The following is a 16,817-nucleotide window of genomic DNA, read 5'->3' on the forward strand; positions in this document are numbered from 1 at the left end:
GTTCCCGGCTGTCGCCGGGGTGCCGCCGGTCCCCGTCTGTCCCCAACGGCAGCAAGAAGGAGCCAGCGCGTGCTCGACCAAGGCGCACCCCCGCAGAACCGCACCCAGCCAGCCCCGGGCGTCGCCGCGCGCCTGATGCGCCGCAAGCCCGTGGAACGCCTGGTCGCCGAGGGCGGCCAGGGCGAGGGCGGCTCGCTCAGGCGCTCCCTGGGCCTGTGGCAGCTCACCATGATCAGCATCGGCGCCACCCTCGGCACCGGCATCTTCGTCGTCCTCGGCGACGCCGTCCCGGAGGCCGGTCCGGCGGTCACCCTGGCGTTCGTGATAGCCGGTCTGACGGCCCTCTTCTCGGCCCTGTCGTACGCCGAGCTGGCCGGCAGCATCCCGGTCGCCGGCTCCTCCTACTCGTATGCGTACGCAACGATGGGCGAGCTGGTCGCCTGGGTCTGCGGCTGGTGTCTGGTGCTGGAGTACGGCGTGTCGGTGGCCGCGGTCGCCGTCGGCTGGGGCGAGTACCTCAACGAACTCCTCGACGGCACCATCGGCGTCACCATCCCGAGCGCCCTGTCCTCCGCGCCCGGCGAGGGCGGGATCATCAACCTGCCCGCGCTGATCGTCGTCCTGCTCGCGATGATCTTCCTGCTGGGCGGCGTCCGCGAGTCCGCCCGCGCCAACACGATCATGGTCGCCGTGAAGATCGGCGCGCTGGTGCTGTTCTGCGCCGTCGGCTTCATGGGCTTCAAGTCCGGCAACTACGCCGACTTCATGCCGCTGGGCATGGCGGGTGTGAGCGCCGCCGGTGCCACGCTGTTCTTCTCCTACATCGGCTTCGACGCCGCCTCCACCGCCGGTGAGGAGGCCAAGGACCCGAAGAAGGACCTGCCGCGCGCGATCATGCTCTCGCTGATCATCGTCACGGCGCTGTACGTGCTGGTCGCGGCCGTCGCCGTCGGCGCCTGGAACTGGACCAAGTTCGAGGGCTCCGACGCCTCCCTCGCCGCAATCATGAACGACGTCAGCGGCCAGACGTTCTGGGGCACCCTGCTCGCCCTCGGCGCGGTCATCTCCATCGCCAGCGTGGTCCTCACCGTGCTCTACGGCCAGACCCGCATCCTCTTCGCGATGTCCCGCGACGGCCTGGTCCCCAAGGCGCTCGGCAAGGTCGACGCCAAGACCGGCGCCCCGCGTCTGAACACCGTGATCGTCTCCCTCTTCTGCGGCGTCCTGGCTGCCCTGATCCCGCTCGGCAAGCTCGTCGACGCCACCAGCATCGGCACGCTCTTCGCCTTCGCGCTGGTCAACATCGCGGTGATCGTGCTGCGCTACAAGCGGCCGGAGCTGGAGCGCACCTTCAAGGTGCCGTTCGGTCCGGTGCTGCCGGTGCTGGGCTTCGTCTTCTGCGCGTACAACATGTTCAGCCTCGAGACCGTCACCTGGGTGGTCTTCGGGTTCTGGATGCTCGCGGGTCTCGTGTTCTACTTCCTGTACGGCTACCGCCGCTCCCGGCTCGCCGTCCCGGCGGCCACCACAGAGGCAACACCAGAAGCGAAGTGAACGACCCCCAGTGCTGAACGATCTCGACGAACGCATCGTGCACGCCCTCGCCGAGGACGCCCGCCGCTCCTACGCGGACATCGGCCAGCTCGTCGGCCTGTCCGCGCCGGCCGTGAAACGCCGGGTGGACCGGCTGCGCGCCAACGGGGCCATCACCGGATTCACCGTCCGCGTGGACCCCTCGGCACTCGGCTGGGAGACCGAGGGGTTCGTCGAGATCTACTGCCGCCGCAACACCTCGCCGGAGACCATCCAGCGGGGCCTGGAGCGCTACCAGGAGGTCGTGGCCGCGTCCACCGTCACCGGTGAGGCGGACGCGATCGCCCAGGTCTTCGCCTCCGACATGCGGCACTTCGAACGGGTCCTGGAGCGGATCGCGGGCGAGCCGTTCGTCGAGCGCACCAAGTCGGTCCTGGTGCTCTCACCGCTGCTGCGGCGCTTCTCCTCCGGCTCCCCGACCTGACCCGGGCCCGCCCGCCTCGGCCCGGCGGCGGATCCGCGCCAGCATCCGGCGTACGACCAGCCGGTGCGCGCGCGACCCGATCACGAGCAGCCGGTAGAGCCGGCCGGCCGGACCCGGGAAGGCGGCCCGGGTCTCGGCTCGCACCCGGGTCCTCCCCGGGCCCTCCCGCTCCAGCCGCAGCACCAGGGCGTACGCCGAGAAACGGTGGCTGCCGGCGAGCGCCAGCGTTCGGCCCTCGTCCGCCGTGATCACGCGGAAGCCCGGCACCGTCGCCCCCACGGCCGGCGGCCGGGCTCCGGACGCGGTCCGGTCGGCAGAGCCGAGCACCCGCGCCACCCCCTGCGACCGCCCGCCCGCGAAACTCCGGCCCACGACCTCGCCGACGGCCCGCCACACGGCGACCGGTTCCGCCGCGACGACCACCGTGTGCACGTCGACGAACGGCAGCGCGGACATCTCGGCACTCTTCATGACGGCACCCTTCGGCGGACGGCGGTTCGGCTCCCGCCCGCAGTCTCACCCGCACCCCGCCGCACCGACGTCCTGCCCCGGACGGAGACCACCCGCCGCGCGGGGGAGCCGCACGCGCGGGGCCTCGTCCTCAGGGAGGGCGCCGGAGGGGGCGGGGCGCCGGATGGTCTTGGCGACACGTCGCGGCCGGTGACGGCTCGCGCGGCGTGCCCCGTCCTCCGGTGAGGGCCTGCGCGGCGTGCCCCGTCCTCCGGTGAGGGCCTGCGCGGCGTGCCCCGTCCTCCGGCGGCGGGGCTGCGTCGGGTGGTATCGGCCGCGCCCGGGCAGCTGCCCGGTCCGGTTTCCCTCCAGGGCGGATCCCCGGCGCGGCGGCCACCAGCGGCTGGTGCCGCGCGCGGCAGGCTCACCTTGTCGCCCTCAGGGCAGGGGCCGATGGCTCGTGGGTGCGGAGAGGGCGCGGCAGGCCCGGCTGGCGGGTGCCGCAGGTCCGTCGGCGGGTGCCGCGGCCGGCAGTCGTAGTGCCTCGCCCGGCAGGCCCCCGCCCAGCCGCCTCCGCCCTTGGAAGACCGCCGTCAGCCCCTGACGGGCGGCCCTCGCCACCGCCCCGAAAATCCCCCGCGCCGCATGCCCCGTGCCGCCTACCATCGATGTCATGACCTGGCGACATTGATCCCCCAGCCACGCCTCCCGAGGGCCGCCTCGGGCGCCGTACGTCCGGTGTCCGAATCGCCCCTACGGGAAGGCCTCATGACTCTCTCACCCGCGCGTGTGCCCGCTGCCGGCGTCCGCCGTCTCACGAGCACGCTGTACGGCTACGCGTTCCTCCACGACCTGATCCTGCTGTACCCGGTGTACGCGCTGCTGTTCGGCGACACCGGACTGTCGGTCTGGCAGATCTCCTCGCTCTTCGCCCTGTGGTCGGTCACCAGCCTGGTGCTTGAGGTCCCCTCGGGCGCCTGGGCCGACGCGGTCTCGCGCCGGCTGCTGCTGTGGCTCGGTCCGCTGCTCACCGCGGCGGGTTTCGCCCTGTGGGTGCTCGTGCCGTCGTACCCGGCGTTCGCGCTGGGCTTCGTGCTGTGGGGCGCGGGCGAGGCGCTCGGCTCCGGTGCGCTGGAGGCGCTGGTCCACGACGAGCTGGACCGGCTCGGCGCGGCGGACCGCTACGCCCGCGTCATGGGCCGCGCCCGGGCCGCCGGCCTGCTGGGCGTGATGGCCGCGATGGGCCTCGCCGGGCCCGTCCTCACGCTGGGCGGCTACCCGGCCGTCGGCGCGCTGAGCGTGCTCGCCCTGCTGCTCGCCGCCGCGACGGCGACCCGTTTCCCGGAGCACCGCGCCGCGGCGACCGGCGGCGACGCCTGGGCCGCGACCCTGCGGGCCGGACTCGCCCGCGTCCGCGTGGACCGCTCGCTGCGCGGCGCGCTGCTGCTGGTCCCCGCCGTAGGCGCGGTGTGGGGCACGCTCGACGAGTACACACCGCTGCTGGCCCGCGAGACCGGCGTACCGGACGCGAAGGTTCCGTACCTGCTCCTGCTGATCTGGGCGGGTGCCACGGCCGGTGGCCTGCTGGCCGGTCCCGCCGAACGCCTCGGCCGGCGCGGCCTCGCCGGACTGCTCGCGGGCGCCGGGCTCGCCCTGGCGGCGGGCGCGGCGACGGGCACCCCGGCCGGCCTGCTGCTCGTCGCCCTCGCCTTCGGCGGCTTCCAGCTGGCGACCGTGCTGGCCGACGCCCGCCTCCAGCAGCGCGTCGACGCCTCCGCCCGGGCCACCCTCACCTCGGTCGCCGGCCTCGGCACCAGCGTGGCCACCATCGCGGTCTACGGCTCCTACGCCGCCCTCGGCACGGCCACCGGCCACGCCACCGCGTTCACCTGGTTCGCCGTGCCGTACCTGGTGACCGCCGCGCTGCTGTGGACCAAGCCCCGTCGCCGACTCCCGTCCGATGGCCCTTTCCGCAGGTGAGAGTAGGTGGGGCGGACGGCCGCCGCCCCACCCGCGGCCGTCCGCCCCCGGGCGGCGGGAACACGCGACCCGAGGCGCGCAACGAATCGTCGCGAGTGCCGGGACGGACGCAACAAACCGCGCACGAGCGCGCAACGGCTCCTCCTTGTCCCCCCGAGCCGCCCGACCGTACGGTCTACGTGGCCCCCACACCCATCCGTCCCGGTGAGGAACACGCATGCGTATCGCCCTGCTCCAGAGCTCCGGCCGCCCCGGTTCCACCGTCGAGAACCTGAAGGTCCTCGACGAGGCCGCGGGCCGGGCCGCCGCCGCGGGAGCGGGCCTGCTGGTCACGCCGGAGATGTTCCTCACCGGCTACGCCATCGGCGACGACATCGCCCGCCTCGCCGAGCCCGCCGACGGCGACGCGGCCGACGCGGTCGCCGAGATCGCCACGCGCCACGGCCTGGCGGTCGCGTACGGCTACCCCGAGCGCGCCGACGCGACCGTCTTCAACTCCGCGCAGCTGATCTCCGCCGACGGCACCCGCCTGGCCAACTACCGCAAGACCCACCTCTTCGGCTGCTTCGAGCGCGACCACTTCACGCCGGGCGAGCAGCCGGTGGTCCAGGCGGAGATCGACGGCGTCCGCGTCGGGATCGTGATCTGCTACGACGTGGAGTTCCCGGAGAACGTCCGCGCCCACGCCCTGGCGGGCACCGACCTGCTGCTGGTCCCGACGGCCCAGATGCACCCGTTCCAGTTCGTGCCCGAGCACCTGATCCCGGTGCGGGCCTTCGAGAACCAGATGTACGTCGCGTACGTCAACCGGGTCGGCACCGAGGGCGAGTTCGAGTTCGTCGGGCTCTCCACCCTGGCCGGCCCCGACGGCATCGCCCGCACCCGCGCCGGCCGCGCCGAGGAACTGGTCCTCGCCGACGTCGACCCCGTCTTCCTCGCCGCCTCCCGCGAGGCGAACCCGTATCTGGCGGACCGCCGCCCGGGCCTCTACGGCTCCCTCGTCTGAGCCGCCCCCACGCCTCCCCCCTGTTCCACCACGCAAGGAGTCCGTACCCCATGACGTCCACGGTGCCCAACGCCGTCGAGCACACCGACGAGCAGCAGCCGCCGATCACCATGTTCGGCCCGGACTTCCCGTACGCCTACGACGACTTCCTCGCCCACCCGGCGGGGCTCGGCCAGATACCCGCGACCGAGCACGGCACCGAGGTCGCCGTCATCGGCGGCGGTCTGTCCGGCATCGTGGCCGCGTACGAGCTGATGAAGATGGGCCTCAAGCCCGTCGTCTACGAGGCCGACCAGATCGGCGGACGGCTGCGCACGGTGGGCTTCGAGGGCTGCGACGAGTCCCTGACCGCGGAGATGGGCGCGATGCGCTTCCCGCCGTCCTCCACCGCCCTCCAGCACTACATCGACCTGGTCGGCCTGGAGACCAGGCCCTTCCCGAACCCGCTCGCCGAGGCCACCCCGTCGACCGTCGTCGATCTCAAGGGCGAGACGCACTACGCCGAGACCATCGACGACCTGCCGCAGGTCTACCGGGACGTCGCCGAGGCGTGGAACAAGTGCCTGGAGGAGGGCGCCGACTTCTCCGACATGAACCGCGCCATGCGCGAGCGGGACGTCAAGCGCATCCGCGAGATCTGGTCGAAGCTCGTCGAGAAGCTCGACAACCAGACCTTCTACGGCTTCCTGTGCGAGTCGGAGGCCTTCAAGTCCTTCCGGCACCGCGAGATCTTCGGCCAGGTCGGCTTCGGCACCGGCGGCTGGGACACCGACTTCCCGAACTCCATCCTGGAGATCCTCCGCGTCGTCTACACCGAGGCCGACGACCACCACCGCGGCATCGTCGGCGGCTCCCAGCAGCTGCCGCTGCGCCTGTGGGAGCGCGAGCCGGAGAAGATCGTGCACTGGCCGCACGGCACCTCGCTCGCCAAGCTGCACGACGGCGCGCCCCGCCCGGCCGTGACCCGGCTGCACCGCACCGCGGGCAACCGGATCACCGTGACCGACGCGAACGGCGACATCCGCACCTACCGGGCGGCGATCTTCACCGCCCAGTCCTGGATGCTGCTCTCCAAGATCCAGTGCGACGACTCGCTCTTCCCGATCGACCACTGGACCGCGATCGAGCGCACCCACTACATGGAGTCCTCCAAGCTCTTCGTCCCCGTCGACCGGCCGTTCTGGCTCGACAAGGACGAGGAGACCGGCCGGGACGTCATGTCGATGACGCTCACCGACCGCATGACCCGCGGCACCTACCTGCTGGACAACGGCCCGGACCAGCCCGCCGTGATCTGCCTGTCGTACACCTGGTGCGACGACAGCCTGAAGTGGCTGCCGCTGTCCGCGAACGAGCGGATGGAGGTCATGCTGAAGTCGCTGTCGGAGATCTATCCGAAGGTCGACATCCGCAAGCACATCATCGGCAACCCGGTGACGGTCTCCTGGGAGAACGAGCCCTACTTCATGGGCGCGTTCAAGGCCAACCTGCCCGGCCACTACCGCTACCAGCGGCGCCTGTTCACGCACTTCATGCAGGACCGGCTGCCCGAGGACAAGCGGGGCATCTTCCTCGCGGGCGACGACATCTCCTGGACGGCCGGCTGGGCCGAGGGCGCCGTCCAGACCGCGCTGAACGCGGTCTGGGGCGTCATGCACCACTTCGGCGGCGAGACCGACCCGTCGAACCCGGGCCCGGGCGACGTCTACGACGAGATCGCGCCGGTCGAGCTGCCGGAGGACTGATCCGGGGGCAGCGAGGTCAGACGCCGGCCGCGCGGGTCTTGTCGTAGACCTGCTCGGCCACGTCGACCAGCTCCTTCGCGTCGCGCGGCGAGCCCAGGAAGTCGATCAGGATCTCCTCCAGGCCGATCTCCGCGAACGGGACCAGGTCCGCGACGATCTGGTCGACGCTGCCCTGGAAGGGCCTGCGGTCGGCGCCGTCGTACGTCCGCGGCGTGTACTGCGCGTTGACCCGCAGCACGGTCCGGAGGGGAGCCGTACGGCCCCGCTCGGCCGCGAGGTCCTGCAGGCGCCGCCACTCCTCGGCCAGGGCGCCGGGGTCCATGGCCACCGGCAGCCAGCCGTCGGCGTGGTCGACGAGCCGGCGCCGGGCCCGCGGGCCCGAGGCGGCCAGCAGGACGGGGATCGGCCGGGCGGGCTTGGGGCCGACCGCGGCCGAGGCGATCCTCGTGGTCGGACCCTCGTGCACCACGGGGTCCGGGCCCCACACCGCCCGGCACACCTCGATCAGCTCGTCCAGCACCCGGCCGCGCTCCTCGAACGGGCGGATGCCGGCGGCGGCGTACTCGTCCAGGGACCAGCCGGTGCCGAACCCGGCGACCACCCGGCCGCCGCTCGCCGCGTCCAGCGTGGCGAGCGACTTGGCGAGCTGGAACGGCACGTGCAGCGGCGCCACCAGCACGCTGGTGCCCAGCCGCGCCCGCTCGGTGGCCGCCGCGGCGAGGGTCAGCGTGACCAGCGGGTCGGCGACATGCCGGTAGAAGTCGGGCCAGGGCAGGCCCTCCACCCCGTACAGCCCCTGGGTGGCGGGTTCGGGGAATAACGCGCGCTCGAAGACCCAGAGGCTCTCGTAGCCGATGCGCTCGGCGGCGCGGGCCACTTCGGGGACGTCGCGGCCGAGGTCGTAGTGGCGTGCCTGGGGCAGTCCGAGACCGAGTCTGATCGCCATGGGGGGTGTGCTCCTTCGCGTCAGCGACTGCTGAATTGATCATTCAACTTACAACGATTCATTGGGGAATCGTCTGGTGAGAGCGGTGCGGTTGGCCGGATCAGGCCGGTAGCGGAGTGAGCATCATCCGACCTGCGAACCCCACCGCGGCGTCCAGCCGTTCGACGAACTCCTCGGTGAGATCGGGCAGCCGGCGCATCGCCCACAGCGCCCGCGCCGCCGCCCAGGTCGCGTCCCGTGCCCGCTCCAGGCTCCACGCGCCGAGCAGATGGGTGAGCGGGTCGGCGATCTGGAGCAGATCGGGGCCCGGCATCAGATCCTCGCGGATGCGCTCCTCCAGCGTCACGAGGAGGTCGCCCACGCGGTCGAACTCATCCTCCAGATCGGCCGGTTCGCATCCCAACGTACGACAGGCGTCCACGACGGCGAGCGCCAGATCGTGCCCGATGTGCGCGTTGATGCCCGCCAGCGCGAACTGCAGCGGACGTACGCCGGGGTGGCGGCGGAACTGGAACAGCGGTCGCCAGCAGGCGGGCGGACGGCGCTCCTCGGCGACCGCGTCGACCGCCGCGAGATAGCGCTCCGCGAACCGTACGTCCAGCGTGACGGCCGCCCGCGGGTCCCGGAACCGCCCGGCGTCGATGCGCTGGTCGACCGCCTCCGTGACGGCGAGGTAGACGCGGTTGAATACCGCGAGTCCGTCCCGCGGGGGCAGGGCTGCGTCGAGGGCGCGCATGCGTGCGACGACCGCGTCGACGGGAGTGGTGAGGTGTTCCAACTGCGCCATGGGGGCAGCGTCCCAGCCCTAGGCTTGCCGGGGTGGCGGCGAGCCCGGCGCTTCGCCGGAACGGGGGAACGGGCGCGTCGCACGGGAGAGTGAGCCGTGGGGGAGACGGCGACACGAGGGGGGATCAGCACGTGCCAGGCTTACGTGCCCGGCGGCTGGCCGAGCGCAGGGCCGCGCGCCGGCGTGCCGTCCGGCGCAACGCTATGGCGGCGGTGGCGTCGGTGGTGGTCGCGGTCGGCGCGGTGACCGGCATGGTGTCCGCGCTCGACGACCGGCCGGCCGTGGACGAGGCGAGGACCGCCGAGACGAACCGGCCGCCCCGGCCCGACCGGCTGCCGGCCGAGCCGTCACCGACCGGGGCGCGGACGCCACCGCCCTCGCCACCGCCGCCGACGACCGCGCCGGCCGCCTCCGCCTCGCCCGTCCCGACGCCCGCGTGGCCGGAGTCCGTCACACCGTCGCCGCGCCGCACCGAGCCCGCCCGGCGGAACGCGCCCGTCTCCGCCCGCCTGTACCGCCACCCCGACTCCCGGGTCCTGGACTGGGTGCGCGCCAACCCCGACGACCCGCGCCGCCCGGTCATCGAGGAGCGGATCGCCGACCGGCCCGCCGCGGTCTGGTTCGCCGACTTCAGCCCGGCGACGATCACCGCCCGGGTCGCCGCGGTCACCTCCGGCGCCGCCGCCCAGGGCCGGGTGCCGGTGCTGGTGCCGTACGCGATCCCGGACCGGGACTGCGGGGGCCACTCGCGGGGCGGCGCGCCCGGCCTCGACGCCTACGACGCGTGGATCGACCGGTTCGCGGCCGGGCTGGGCTCCGGTGAGGTGATCGTGGTCCTGGAGCCCGACGCGGTCGCGCAGGCCGGTTGTCTGCCCGCCGGGGAGCGCGCCGAGCGGTTCGCCTCGCTGGCCCGCGCGGGCCGGGTGCTGAAGGCCGCCAATCCGAAGGCCCGCGTCTACCACGACGCGGGCCACTCCGGCTGGCACCCGGCCGGGCAGCAGGCGGAGCTGCTGCGGCAGGCGGGCGCCGCCTCGGCCGCCTCGTCCGACGGCGTGTTCAGCAACGTGTCCAACTTCCACCGGACGGCCGACGAGATCGCCTACGTCCGGCGGGTCCTGGACGCCCTCGGCGGACCGCCCGGCCTCGGCGCGGTGATCGACACCAGCCGCAACGGCAACGGCGCCCCCGCCGACGGCGGCTGGTGCGACCCGGCGGGCCGCAGACTAGGCCGGGCCCCGACCCTGGCCACCGGCGAGGAGCGCATCGACGCCTACCTGTGGGTGAAGCTGCCGGGGGAGTCGGACGGCTGCAAGGGGGCGCCGGGCACCTTCACCCCGTCGTACGCCTACGACTTGGCGCGCTGATCCGCCTCGCCGGCCTCCGTGTCGTAGGAGCTGGTGCCCTCGTCCAGCAGCGGCTGCTGGCTCTTGAGGTGGGCGGGGGCGAAGGCGCGCAGGGCGTGGTAGCCGGTGATGACGACGAGCGTGCCGAGGGCGATGCCGCTGAGGGAGAAGTTGTCGGTGATCTCCATGGAGACGTTGCCGACGCCGATGATGATGCCCGCCGCGGCCGGCACCAGGTTCAGCGGGTTGCGCAGGTCCACCTTGGCGTTGATCCAGATCTGGGCGCCGAGCAGGCCGATCATGCCGTAGAGGATGACGGTGATGCCGCCGAGCACGCCGCCGGGGATGGCGGCCACGACCGCGCCGAACTTGGGGCACAGGCCGAAGAGGAGCGCGAAGGCGGCGGCGGTCCAGTAGGCGGCCGTGGAGTAGACGCGGGTCGCGGCCATCACGCCGATGTTCTCGGAGTACGTGGTGGTGGGCGGGCCGCCGACCGCGGTGGACAGCATGGAGCCGACGCCGTCGGCGGAGATGGCGGTGCCGAGCTTGTCGTCCAGCGGGTCGCCGGTCATCTCGCCGACCGCTTTGACGTGTCCGGCGTTCTCGGCGACCAGGGCGATGACGACGGGCAGCGCAACGAGGATCGCCGACCACTCGAAGGACGGGCCGTGGAAGGAGGGCAGTCCGATCCAGTCGGCCTGGCCGACCGCGGAGAAGTCGAGGCGCCAGTGGTCGGTGACCTTGCCGCTGCCGTCCACCGAGTGGATCTTGCCGAAGACGAGGTCGAAGACCCAGGAGATGCCGTAGCCGAAGACCAGGCCGAGGAAGATCGCGATCCGGGACCAGAAACCGCGCAGACAGACCACGGCCAGGCCGGTGAACAGCATCACCAGCAGGGCCGTCCACTGGTCCTGCGGCCAGTAGGTGGAGGCGGTCACCGGGGCCAGGTTGAAGCCGATCAGCATCACGACCGCGCCGGTGACGATGGGCGGCATGGCGGCGTGGATGATCCGCGCGCCGAACCGCTGCACGGCGAGTCCCACCAGAAACAGCGCGACACCGACGACGAGGACCGCGCCGGTGACGGTGGCGCTCGTGCCGCCCTGGGCGCGGATGACCGCGGCGACGCCCACGAAGGACAGCGAGCAGCCGAGGTAGCTGGGCACCCGGCCGCGGGTGGCGAGCAGGAACACGATCGTCGCGACGCCCGACATCATGATCGCCAGATTCGGGTCGAGACCCATCAGAACGGGCGCCACGAACGACGCGCCGAACATCGCGACCACGTGCTGGGCGCCGAGCCCCGCCGTGCGCGGCCAGGAGAGCCGTTCGTCGGGACGGACGACGGCTCCGGGGGCCGGGGTGCGTCCGTCGCCGTGCAGTTTCCAGCGGACGCCGAGATCCATGAGGTTTCGCTTTCGTCGTGCGGGCGGGGGGCCGCCGACCATTGTCCCTGGTGCGGAGGGGTGCTGAGCGTCCGCTTAGGATGCGTTGGTTGAACGTTCCATCTCAGGTACGCCCTCAGGTCCACCCTCAGTTCCACCCTCAGTTCCACCCAGGAGTGCCCACCCGTGACCGCCGAAGCCTCGCTCGCCCCCGCCCTCTCGTACGGCCGGCTGCTCCCCGTCACCGTCCACTTCGACGACCTCGACGCGCTCGGGCTGCTGCACAACGCCCGCTACCCGCTCATGGTCGAGCGGGCCTGGGCCCAGCTGTGGCAGGAGCACGGCTTCCGCTTCGAGGGCGACTGGGCCGCGGCCGGCGACGCCTGCAACGCCGTCAAGGAGCTGCGGATCAGCTACGAGGCGCCGGTGACCCGGCCCGGCGCGTACGCCGTCCACCTGTGGCTGGAGCGGCTCGGCACGACCGGACTGACGTACGGCTTCCGTTTCTGCTCCGCCGACGGCACCACGACGTACGCGCACGGCACCCGGGTGCTGGTCCGGCTCGACGCGGACACGCTGCGGCCCGCGCCGTGGAGCGAGGAGTTCAGGGCCGTGGGCCGGGAACTGCTGCGTCCGGGCGCGTGACCTTCGGTCGGTCGCGGTCACCGGCCCGCAGCACGCCCGCGAACGCGCCGAGCCCGCAGGACAACACCGTGACCAGGCCGAACGACACCACCAGGCTGGTCGCCTGGGCGAGCCCGCCGATCGCGCTCGGGGCGACCAGCCCCGAGGTGTACGTGATCGTCGCGACGCCCGCGATGGCCTGGCTGGGGTTGGGGCCGCTGCGGCCCGCCGCCGCGAAGCACAGCGGGACGACCACGGCGATGCCGAGGCCCATCAGCGCGAACCCGGTCATCGCCACCGCCGGATGCCCGGCCAGGACGATCATCGCCCCGCCGAGGGCCGCCAGCACCCCGCCCCAGCGGACCGTGCGCACGGCGCCGAACCGGTCCACCACCTTGTCGCCCGCGATCCGGGCGACCGCCATGGTGAACGTGAACCCGGTGGTGCAGGCCGCCGCCAGACCGGCCGAGGTGCCCAGCTCGTCCTCCAGGTAGACCGCCGACCAGTCCAGGCTCGCGCCCTCCGCGAACACCGCGCAGAACCCGACCGCGCCGATCAGCACCGCCGAGCGCGGCGGCAGCGCGAACCGGGGCGGCGGCTCCTCGTCCTCCGCGGGCTGGAGGTCGAGCACCCAGGAGCAGACCACCGCGCCGGTCACGGTCAGCACACCGGCCGCCAGCGCGTGGTGCAGCCGGGCGTCGGCGCCCAGGTGCGCGGCGAGCGTGCCGGCCGCCGAGCCGATCAGCGCGCCCGCGCTCCACATGCCGTGCAGGCCGGACATGATCGACCGGCCGAGACGGTTCTCCACCTCCACGCCCAGCGCGTTCATCGCCACGTCCGACATGCCCGCCGTGGCGCCGAAGACGAACAGGGCCAGACAGAGGGTGGCCAGGTTCGGCGCCAGCGCCGGCAGGACCAGGGACAGCGTCCACAGCGCCAGCAGCCCGCGCAGGGCCCTGCGGGCGCCCAGGCGGTGGCTGAACCAGCCCGCGAGCGGCATCGCGACGGACGCGCCGAGCGCGGGGAAGGCGAGGGCGAGGCCGAGCTGGCCCGCGCTCACCCCGGCGTGGTCCTGGATCCACGGCACCCGGGTCGCGAACGAGCCGGTGACCGCGCCGTGCACGGTGAAGACCGCGGCCACGGCGTACCGGGCGCGTCGGACGACGCGTGGCTCGTAGATCACTTCGCTCATGGGATCGGACCCCTCCCCGGACGCGGCTGCGTTGTCGCGGCGTAAACTATCAGGAACCCTGCCTGATAGATAGGGAGTATGCGCGGCGCCGACCGGGGCGCGCGCCCGCCCGTCTGGGAGGATCCCGGCATGCCCGCATCCCCGAGCACCGCCCGAGCCATCAACGACCGGCTCGCCCTGCGCCTGATGCAGCAGCAGGGGCCGCTGACGGCAGGGCAGTTGAAGCAGCTGACCGGCCTGTCCCGGCCCACCGTGGCCGACCTCGTCGACCGCCTCACCGCCGCGGGGCTCATCGCCGTGGTCGGCGAGGCGGGGGAGCAGCGGCGCGGGCCCAACGCCAAGCTGTACGGCATCGTCGCCGACCGCGCCCACCTCGCCGCGCTCGACGTGCGCACCGAGGGGGTCTCCGTGATCGTCTCCGACCTGCTCGGGCGGGTGCTCGCCGAGGCGTCCGTGCCGATCGGCGACGACGCCGGCACCGGGCCCGCCGTGGAGCAGGCGGTCGCCCTCGTGGAACGCGCGGCCAAGGAGGCCGGAACCAGGGGGGCGCCCCCGCGCGAGTCCGGTCGGGCGTGGGGGAGGCTGCACACCGTGGGGATCGGCGCGCCCGGCCTGATCGACCCGGCCAGCGGCGAGCTGCGTGACTCGACGGGCCTGCCCGCCTGGCACCGGCGGCTGGTCGCCACGCTGACCGAACGGCTCCCCGAGGCCCGGGTCATCGTCGAGAACGAGACCAACCTCGCGGCCCTCGCCGAACAGCGCGAGGGCGCCGCCCGCGACCGCGACACCTTCGTCCTGCTCTGGCTCGGCCACGGTACCGGCGCTGCCGTCATCCTCGACGGCCGGCTGCGCCGCGGGGCCTCCGGCGGGACCGGGGAGATCGGCTTCCTGCCCGTGCCCGGCACGAACGGCCTGCCCTCGGCCACCGACTGCGCGGGCGGCTTCCACTCCTTGGCGGGCGCCGCGGCCATCGAGCGCCTGGCCGCGGACCACGGCGTGACCGCCCCCCGGACGGGCCCGGGACCGTGGGCGGCACAGCTGGTGGGCGCGGCGGTGCGGGGTGCCGCGGGCGGTCCCGGGGGCGGAGGCGCGGAAGCGCCGCCCGGCGGCGGTGCCGGCCCGCTGCCCGCCGGCGATCCGGCCGACGGGGGAGCCGGCGACGACCGGTTCCTGGACGCGCTCGCCGACCGGCTGGCCATCGGGGTCGCCTCCGTCGCGGCCGTTCTCGACCCCGGGTGCGTGGTGCTCGGGGGCGAGATCGGCCAGGCCGGGGGAGCGGCACTCGCCGCGCGGGTGGAGGAACGGGTCCGGCGTATGTCACCGCTGGTCACCGAGGTACGGCCGAGCAGCCTGGGCGGCGGCGCCGTACTGCGGGGCGCGCTGCTGACGGCACGGGACCGCGCCCAGGACGAGCTGTTCGCACCGCCGGAGAGATGACCCGGAACCCGCGGCGGGGAGACTGGGCGTCGGGAGCCCGGCATGATCGGCGCGACACCCCCTAGCGCCCGTGGTGGCCGCCGCCGAACCGTGCCGCCAGGAACTCCTCGAAGGTGCCCTTGCCCACGGCGCGTTCCGGAGTGAGATGGCCGCCCGCGCGGAAGGCGCGGTAGGCGCCGCCCCCCAGCGGCACCCGCACCACCGGCCGCCTGCGGCCCGTCGCCGCCAGGTAGGCCCGGGCCAGCGACTCCAGGGAGCGCACCTCGGGGCCGCCCATGTCCTCGGCCCGCCCCACCGGCTCGCCGAGCGCGAGTTCCACCAGCCGGCCGGCGACCTCCGCCACCTCGATCGGCTGGTCCGCCACCCCCGCGGGCACCGGCATCACCGGCGGCTTGGCGAGGGCCTGGAAGAGCTGGACCAGCAGGTCGTGGAACTGGGTCGTCCGCAGCACGGTCCAGCCGAGGCCCGACTCCTCGATCAGCCGCTCCACGGCGAGCTTGGTGCGGTAGTAGCCGAACGGCACCCGGTCGACGCCGACGATCGAGATGTAGACCAGATGGCGCACCCCGGTCCGCCGCGCCGCCTCGATCAGATGGCGGGCCGCCTGCTCGTCCCCGCCGCGCGGGCTGCTCGCGCAGTGCACGACCGCGTCCACGCCCGCGACGGCCGTGTCCAGCCCGCTGCCGCCCGCCCGCAGATCGACGGCGTACGGCTGTGCGTGCCGGCTGAGCACCCGCACCTCGTGCCCGTCCGCCCGCAGCCGCTCGGTGACGAGCCGGCCGAGGGTTCCGGTGCCGCCGGTCACCAGGATCGTGGTCATGTCGTTCGGTCCCTTCGGACGAGGGGCGCTCCCGGACGGAACGCCCTGCGTCAGCGGAGACCGGGCAGGGGGTGCGGAATGTGACACGCCATGTGACACACCCCGCGACCGATGTCCTCGGTCACGCCCCCGTCAGCTGACGCCGTACGAAACCCAGCTTGTCCGGGTTCAGCACGACCCGCACCTGCGTGATCGCCTCGCCCCGCAGCTCGAAGGCGACGACCGCGGCGAGCGTGTCACCGGACCACGCGGCCAGCCCGGCCTCGCCGTTGACCTCGATCGTCGTGTACTCCAGGCCCGCCGCGAACCGCTCGGCGCCGCCCACCACGAGCCGGCCCACCTTGTCCCGGCCGAGCACCGGCCGGCGGGCCGAGCTGACCTTGCCGCCGCCGTCGCTGGTCCAGGTCACCTCGGCCGCGAGCAGTTTCTCCAGGCCCGCGAGATCGCCGTCGCGCGCCGCGGCGAGGAAGGAGGCGACCAGCTCCCGCTGCCGCTCGGGCGCCGGCCGGAACCGCGACCGAGGCTCACCCACCCGCTGTACGGCGCGCCGGTAGAGCTGACGGCAGTTGGCCTCGCCCAGCTCCAGCACCTCGGCGATCTCCCGGTGGCCGTATCCGAACGCCTCCCGCAGCACGTACACGGCCCGCTCGGTCGGTGTGAGCCGTTCCAGCAGCACCAGCACCGCCAGCGACACGGCGTCCCGCTGCTCGGCCGACTCCAGTGGTCCGAGGGTGCCGTCGGAGGTGATCACGGGCTCCGGCAGCCAGGCCCCGACGTACCGCTCCCGCCGGGCGCGCGCCGAGGTCAGCCGGTTGAGGCAGAGGTTGGTGACGACCTTGGCGAGCCAGGCGCCCGGGTGGCCGATCTCCGCGCGGTCGGCGCCGCTGTAGCGCAGATAGGCGTCCTGGACGGCGTCCTCCGCCTCCTCGGCGGAGCCCAGCAGACGGTAGGCGAGGCCGAACAGCCGGGGACGGTGGCGTTCGAACTCGTCGGCGGTCTCGTCGGTGGTCGCGGTCGTCATGCCGGTCACCCTGCCAGAGCCATGCTCCGGCAGGGTGCGGGGCCCGGTGCGCGGGGGAGGGGAG

At 73.6% G+C, this 16,817-nt stretch carries 15 protein-coding genes; 8 read left to right on the forward strand and 7 right to left on the reverse strand.

Annotation, left to right across the window (positions count from 1 at the left end; genetic code table 11):
- Positions 1-69 precede the first annotated feature (69 nt).
- The gene (locus ACIG0D_RS33110; RefSeq protein WP_399808508.1) at positions 70-1,554 is read left to right on the forward strand and encodes an amino acid permease; all 1,485 of its coding nucleotides are present in this window, start codon (positions 70-72) and stop codon (positions 1,552-1,554) included.
- A gap of 10 nt (positions 1,555-1,564) precedes the next feature.
- A complete protein-coding gene (locus ACIG0D_RS33115) occupies positions 1,565-2,017 on the forward strand; it encodes an Lrp/AsnC family transcriptional regulator (protein WP_399808511.1) in 453 nt (150 codons plus the stop codon).
- Here the strand turns inward: ACIG0D_RS33115 and ACIG0D_RS33120 are convergent.
- Positions 1,976-2,488 carry a hypothetical protein gene (locus tag ACIG0D_RS33120; protein WP_399808514.1) on the reverse strand — a complete coding sequence of 171 codons (513 nt, stop codon included), beginning with the start codon at positions 2,486-2,488 and terminating at the stop codon, positions 1,976-1,978. The two genes, ACIG0D_RS33115 and ACIG0D_RS33120, sit on opposite strands and share 42 nt — an antisense overlap.
- 747 nt (positions 2,489-3,235) lie before the next feature.
- Between ACIG0D_RS33120 and ACIG0D_RS33125 the strand changes: the two genes are divergently transcribed.
- From ACIG0D_RS33125 to ACIG0D_RS33135, 3 genes are all read left to right on the forward strand, one after another.
- Complete coding sequence (locus tag ACIG0D_RS33125; RefSeq protein WP_399808516.1) at positions 3,236-4,447, forward strand: MFS transporter; 1,212 nt, start codon at positions 3,236-3,238, stop codon at positions 4,445-4,447.
- Between the two features lie 217 nt (positions 4,448-4,664).
- Positions 4,665-5,453 (forward strand): carbon-nitrogen hydrolase family protein, encoded by a 789-nt coding sequence (locus ACIG0D_RS33130; RefSeq protein ID WP_399808519.1) that lies wholly within the window; start codon positions 4,665-4,667, stop codon positions 5,451-5,453.
- Between the two features lie 50 nt (positions 5,454-5,503).
- Positions 5,504-7,198: an NAD(P)/FAD-dependent oxidoreductase gene (locus tag ACIG0D_RS33135; protein ID WP_365765742.1), complete on the forward strand. Its 1,695-nt coding sequence runs from the start codon at positions 5,504-5,506 to the stop codon at positions 7,196-7,198.
- A gap of 16 nt (positions 7,199-7,214) precedes the next feature.
- Here ACIG0D_RS33135 and ACIG0D_RS33140 read toward each other — a convergent pair whose 3' ends face one another.
- Positions 7,215-8,144 carry an LLM class F420-dependent oxidoreductase gene (locus ACIG0D_RS33140; RefSeq protein ID WP_399808522.1) on the reverse strand — a complete coding sequence of 310 codons (930 nt, stop codon included), beginning with the start codon at positions 8,142-8,144 and terminating at the stop codon, positions 7,215-7,217.
- Between the two features lie 100 nt (positions 8,145-8,244).
- Positions 8,245-8,931 carry a DUF5995 family protein gene (locus tag ACIG0D_RS33145; RefSeq protein ID WP_365765740.1) on the reverse strand — a complete coding sequence of 229 codons (687 nt, stop codon included), beginning with the start codon at positions 8,929-8,931 and terminating at the stop codon, positions 8,245-8,247.
- A 203-nt stretch (positions 8,932-9,134) separates the two neighbouring features.
- On the opposite strand from ACIG0D_RS33145, the gene ACIG0D_RS33150 reads away from it, so the two are divergent.
- Positions 9,135-10,295, forward strand: a complete 1,161-nt coding sequence (locus tag ACIG0D_RS33150; protein ID WP_399808670.1) for a glycoside hydrolase family 6 protein — start codon at positions 9,135-9,137, stop codon at positions 10,293-10,295.
- Here the strand turns inward: ACIG0D_RS33150 and ACIG0D_RS33155 are convergent.
- The gene (locus tag ACIG0D_RS33155; RefSeq protein ID WP_399808526.1) at positions 10,277-11,680 is read right to left on the reverse strand and encodes a uracil-xanthine permease family protein; all 1,404 of its coding nucleotides are present in this window, start codon (positions 11,678-11,680) and stop codon (positions 10,277-10,279) included. The genes ACIG0D_RS33150 and ACIG0D_RS33155 overlap by 19 nt on opposite strands.
- A 165-nt stretch (positions 11,681-11,845) precedes the next feature.
- On the opposite strand from ACIG0D_RS33155, the gene ACIG0D_RS33160 reads away from it, so the two are divergent.
- Entirely contained in the window at positions 11,846-12,304 is a 459-nt protein-coding gene (locus ACIG0D_RS33160; RefSeq protein WP_399808529.1) for an acyl-CoA thioesterase, read from the forward strand.
- Here the strand turns inward: ACIG0D_RS33160 and ACIG0D_RS33165 are convergent.
- Positions 12,264-13,475, reverse strand: coding sequence for an MFS transporter (locus tag ACIG0D_RS33165; RefSeq protein ID WP_399808532.1), 1,212 nt, complete (start codon positions 13,473-13,475; stop codon positions 12,264-12,266). The two genes, ACIG0D_RS33160 and ACIG0D_RS33165, sit on opposite strands and share 41 nt — an antisense overlap.
- A gap of 129 nt (positions 13,476-13,604) precedes the next feature.
- Between ACIG0D_RS33165 and ACIG0D_RS33170 the strand changes: the two genes are divergently transcribed.
- Positions 13,605-14,912 carry an ROK family transcriptional regulator gene (locus ACIG0D_RS33170; protein ID WP_399808535.1) on the forward strand — a complete coding sequence of 436 codons (1,308 nt, stop codon included), beginning with the start codon at positions 13,605-13,607 and terminating at the stop codon, positions 14,910-14,912.
- Between the two features lie 61 nt (positions 14,913-14,973).
- Here ACIG0D_RS33170 and ACIG0D_RS33175 read toward each other — a convergent pair whose 3' ends face one another.
- Both ACIG0D_RS33175 and ACIG0D_RS33180 read right to left on the reverse strand, forming a co-directional pair.
- On the reverse strand, positions 14,974-15,732 hold the full coding sequence (locus tag ACIG0D_RS33175; RefSeq protein ID WP_399808538.1) for an SDR family oxidoreductase: 759 nt from the start codon (positions 15,730-15,732) through the stop codon (positions 14,974-14,976).
- 121 nt (positions 15,733-15,853) lie between these two features.
- Complete coding sequence (locus ACIG0D_RS33180; RefSeq protein ID WP_399808541.1) at positions 15,854-16,753, reverse strand: RNA polymerase sigma-70 factor; 900 nt, start codon at positions 16,751-16,753, stop codon at positions 15,854-15,856.
- Between the last annotated feature and the right edge of the window lie 64 nt (positions 16,754-16,817).

Source organism: Streptomyces sp. NPDC052773 (assembly GCF_044547145.1).
In the GTDB taxonomy this organism is placed as follows: Bacteria; Actinomycetota; Actinomycetes; order Streptomycetales; family Streptomycetaceae; genus Streptomyces.

Excerpts from the sequence above, each read along its gene's own strand:
- ACIG0D_RS33120 (WP_399808514.1), bottom strand. The coding sequence starts at position 2,488 with ATGAAGAGTGCCGAGATGTCCGCGCTGCCGTTCGTCGACGTGCACACG.
- ACIG0D_RS33125 (WP_399808516.1), top strand. The coding sequence starts at position 3,236 with ATGACTCTCTCACCCGCGCGTGTGCCCGCTGCCGGCGTCCGCCGTCTC.
- ACIG0D_RS33130 (WP_399808519.1), top strand. The coding sequence starts at position 4,665 with ATGCGTATCGCCCTGCTCCAGAGCTCCGGCCGCCCCGGTTCCACCGTC.
- ACIG0D_RS33135 (WP_365765742.1), top strand. The coding sequence starts at position 5,504 with ATGACGTCCACGGTGCCCAACGCCGTCGAGCACACCGACGAGCAGCAG.
- ACIG0D_RS33140 (WP_399808522.1), bottom strand. The coding sequence starts at position 8,144 with ATGGCGATCAGACTCGGTCTCGGACTGCCCCAGGCACGCCACTACGAC.
- ACIG0D_RS33145 (WP_365765740.1), bottom strand. The coding sequence starts at position 8,931 with ATGGCGCAGTTGGAACACCTCACCACTCCCGTCGACGCGGTCGTCGCA.
- ACIG0D_RS33150 (WP_399808670.1), top strand. The coding sequence starts at position 9,135 with ATGGCGGCGGTGGCGTCGGTGGTGGTCGCGGTCGGCGCGGTGACCGGC.
- ACIG0D_RS33155 (WP_399808526.1), bottom strand. The coding sequence starts at position 11,680 with ATGGATCTCGGCGTCCGCTGGAAACTGCACGGCGACGGACGCACCCCG.
- ACIG0D_RS33165 (WP_399808532.1), bottom strand. The coding sequence starts at position 13,475 with ATGAGCGAAGTGATCTACGAGCCACGCGTCGTCCGACGCGCCCGGTAC.
- ACIG0D_RS33170 (WP_399808535.1), top strand. The coding sequence starts at position 13,605 with ATGCCCGCATCCCCGAGCACCGCCCGAGCCATCAACGACCGGCTCGCC.
- ACIG0D_RS33175 (WP_399808538.1), bottom strand. The coding sequence starts at position 15,732 with ATGACCACGATCCTGGTGACCGGCGGCACCGGAACCCTCGGCCGGCTC.
- ACIG0D_RS33180 (WP_399808541.1), bottom strand. The coding sequence starts at position 16,753 with ATGACGACCGCGACCACCGACGAGACCGCCGACGAGTTCGAACGCCAC.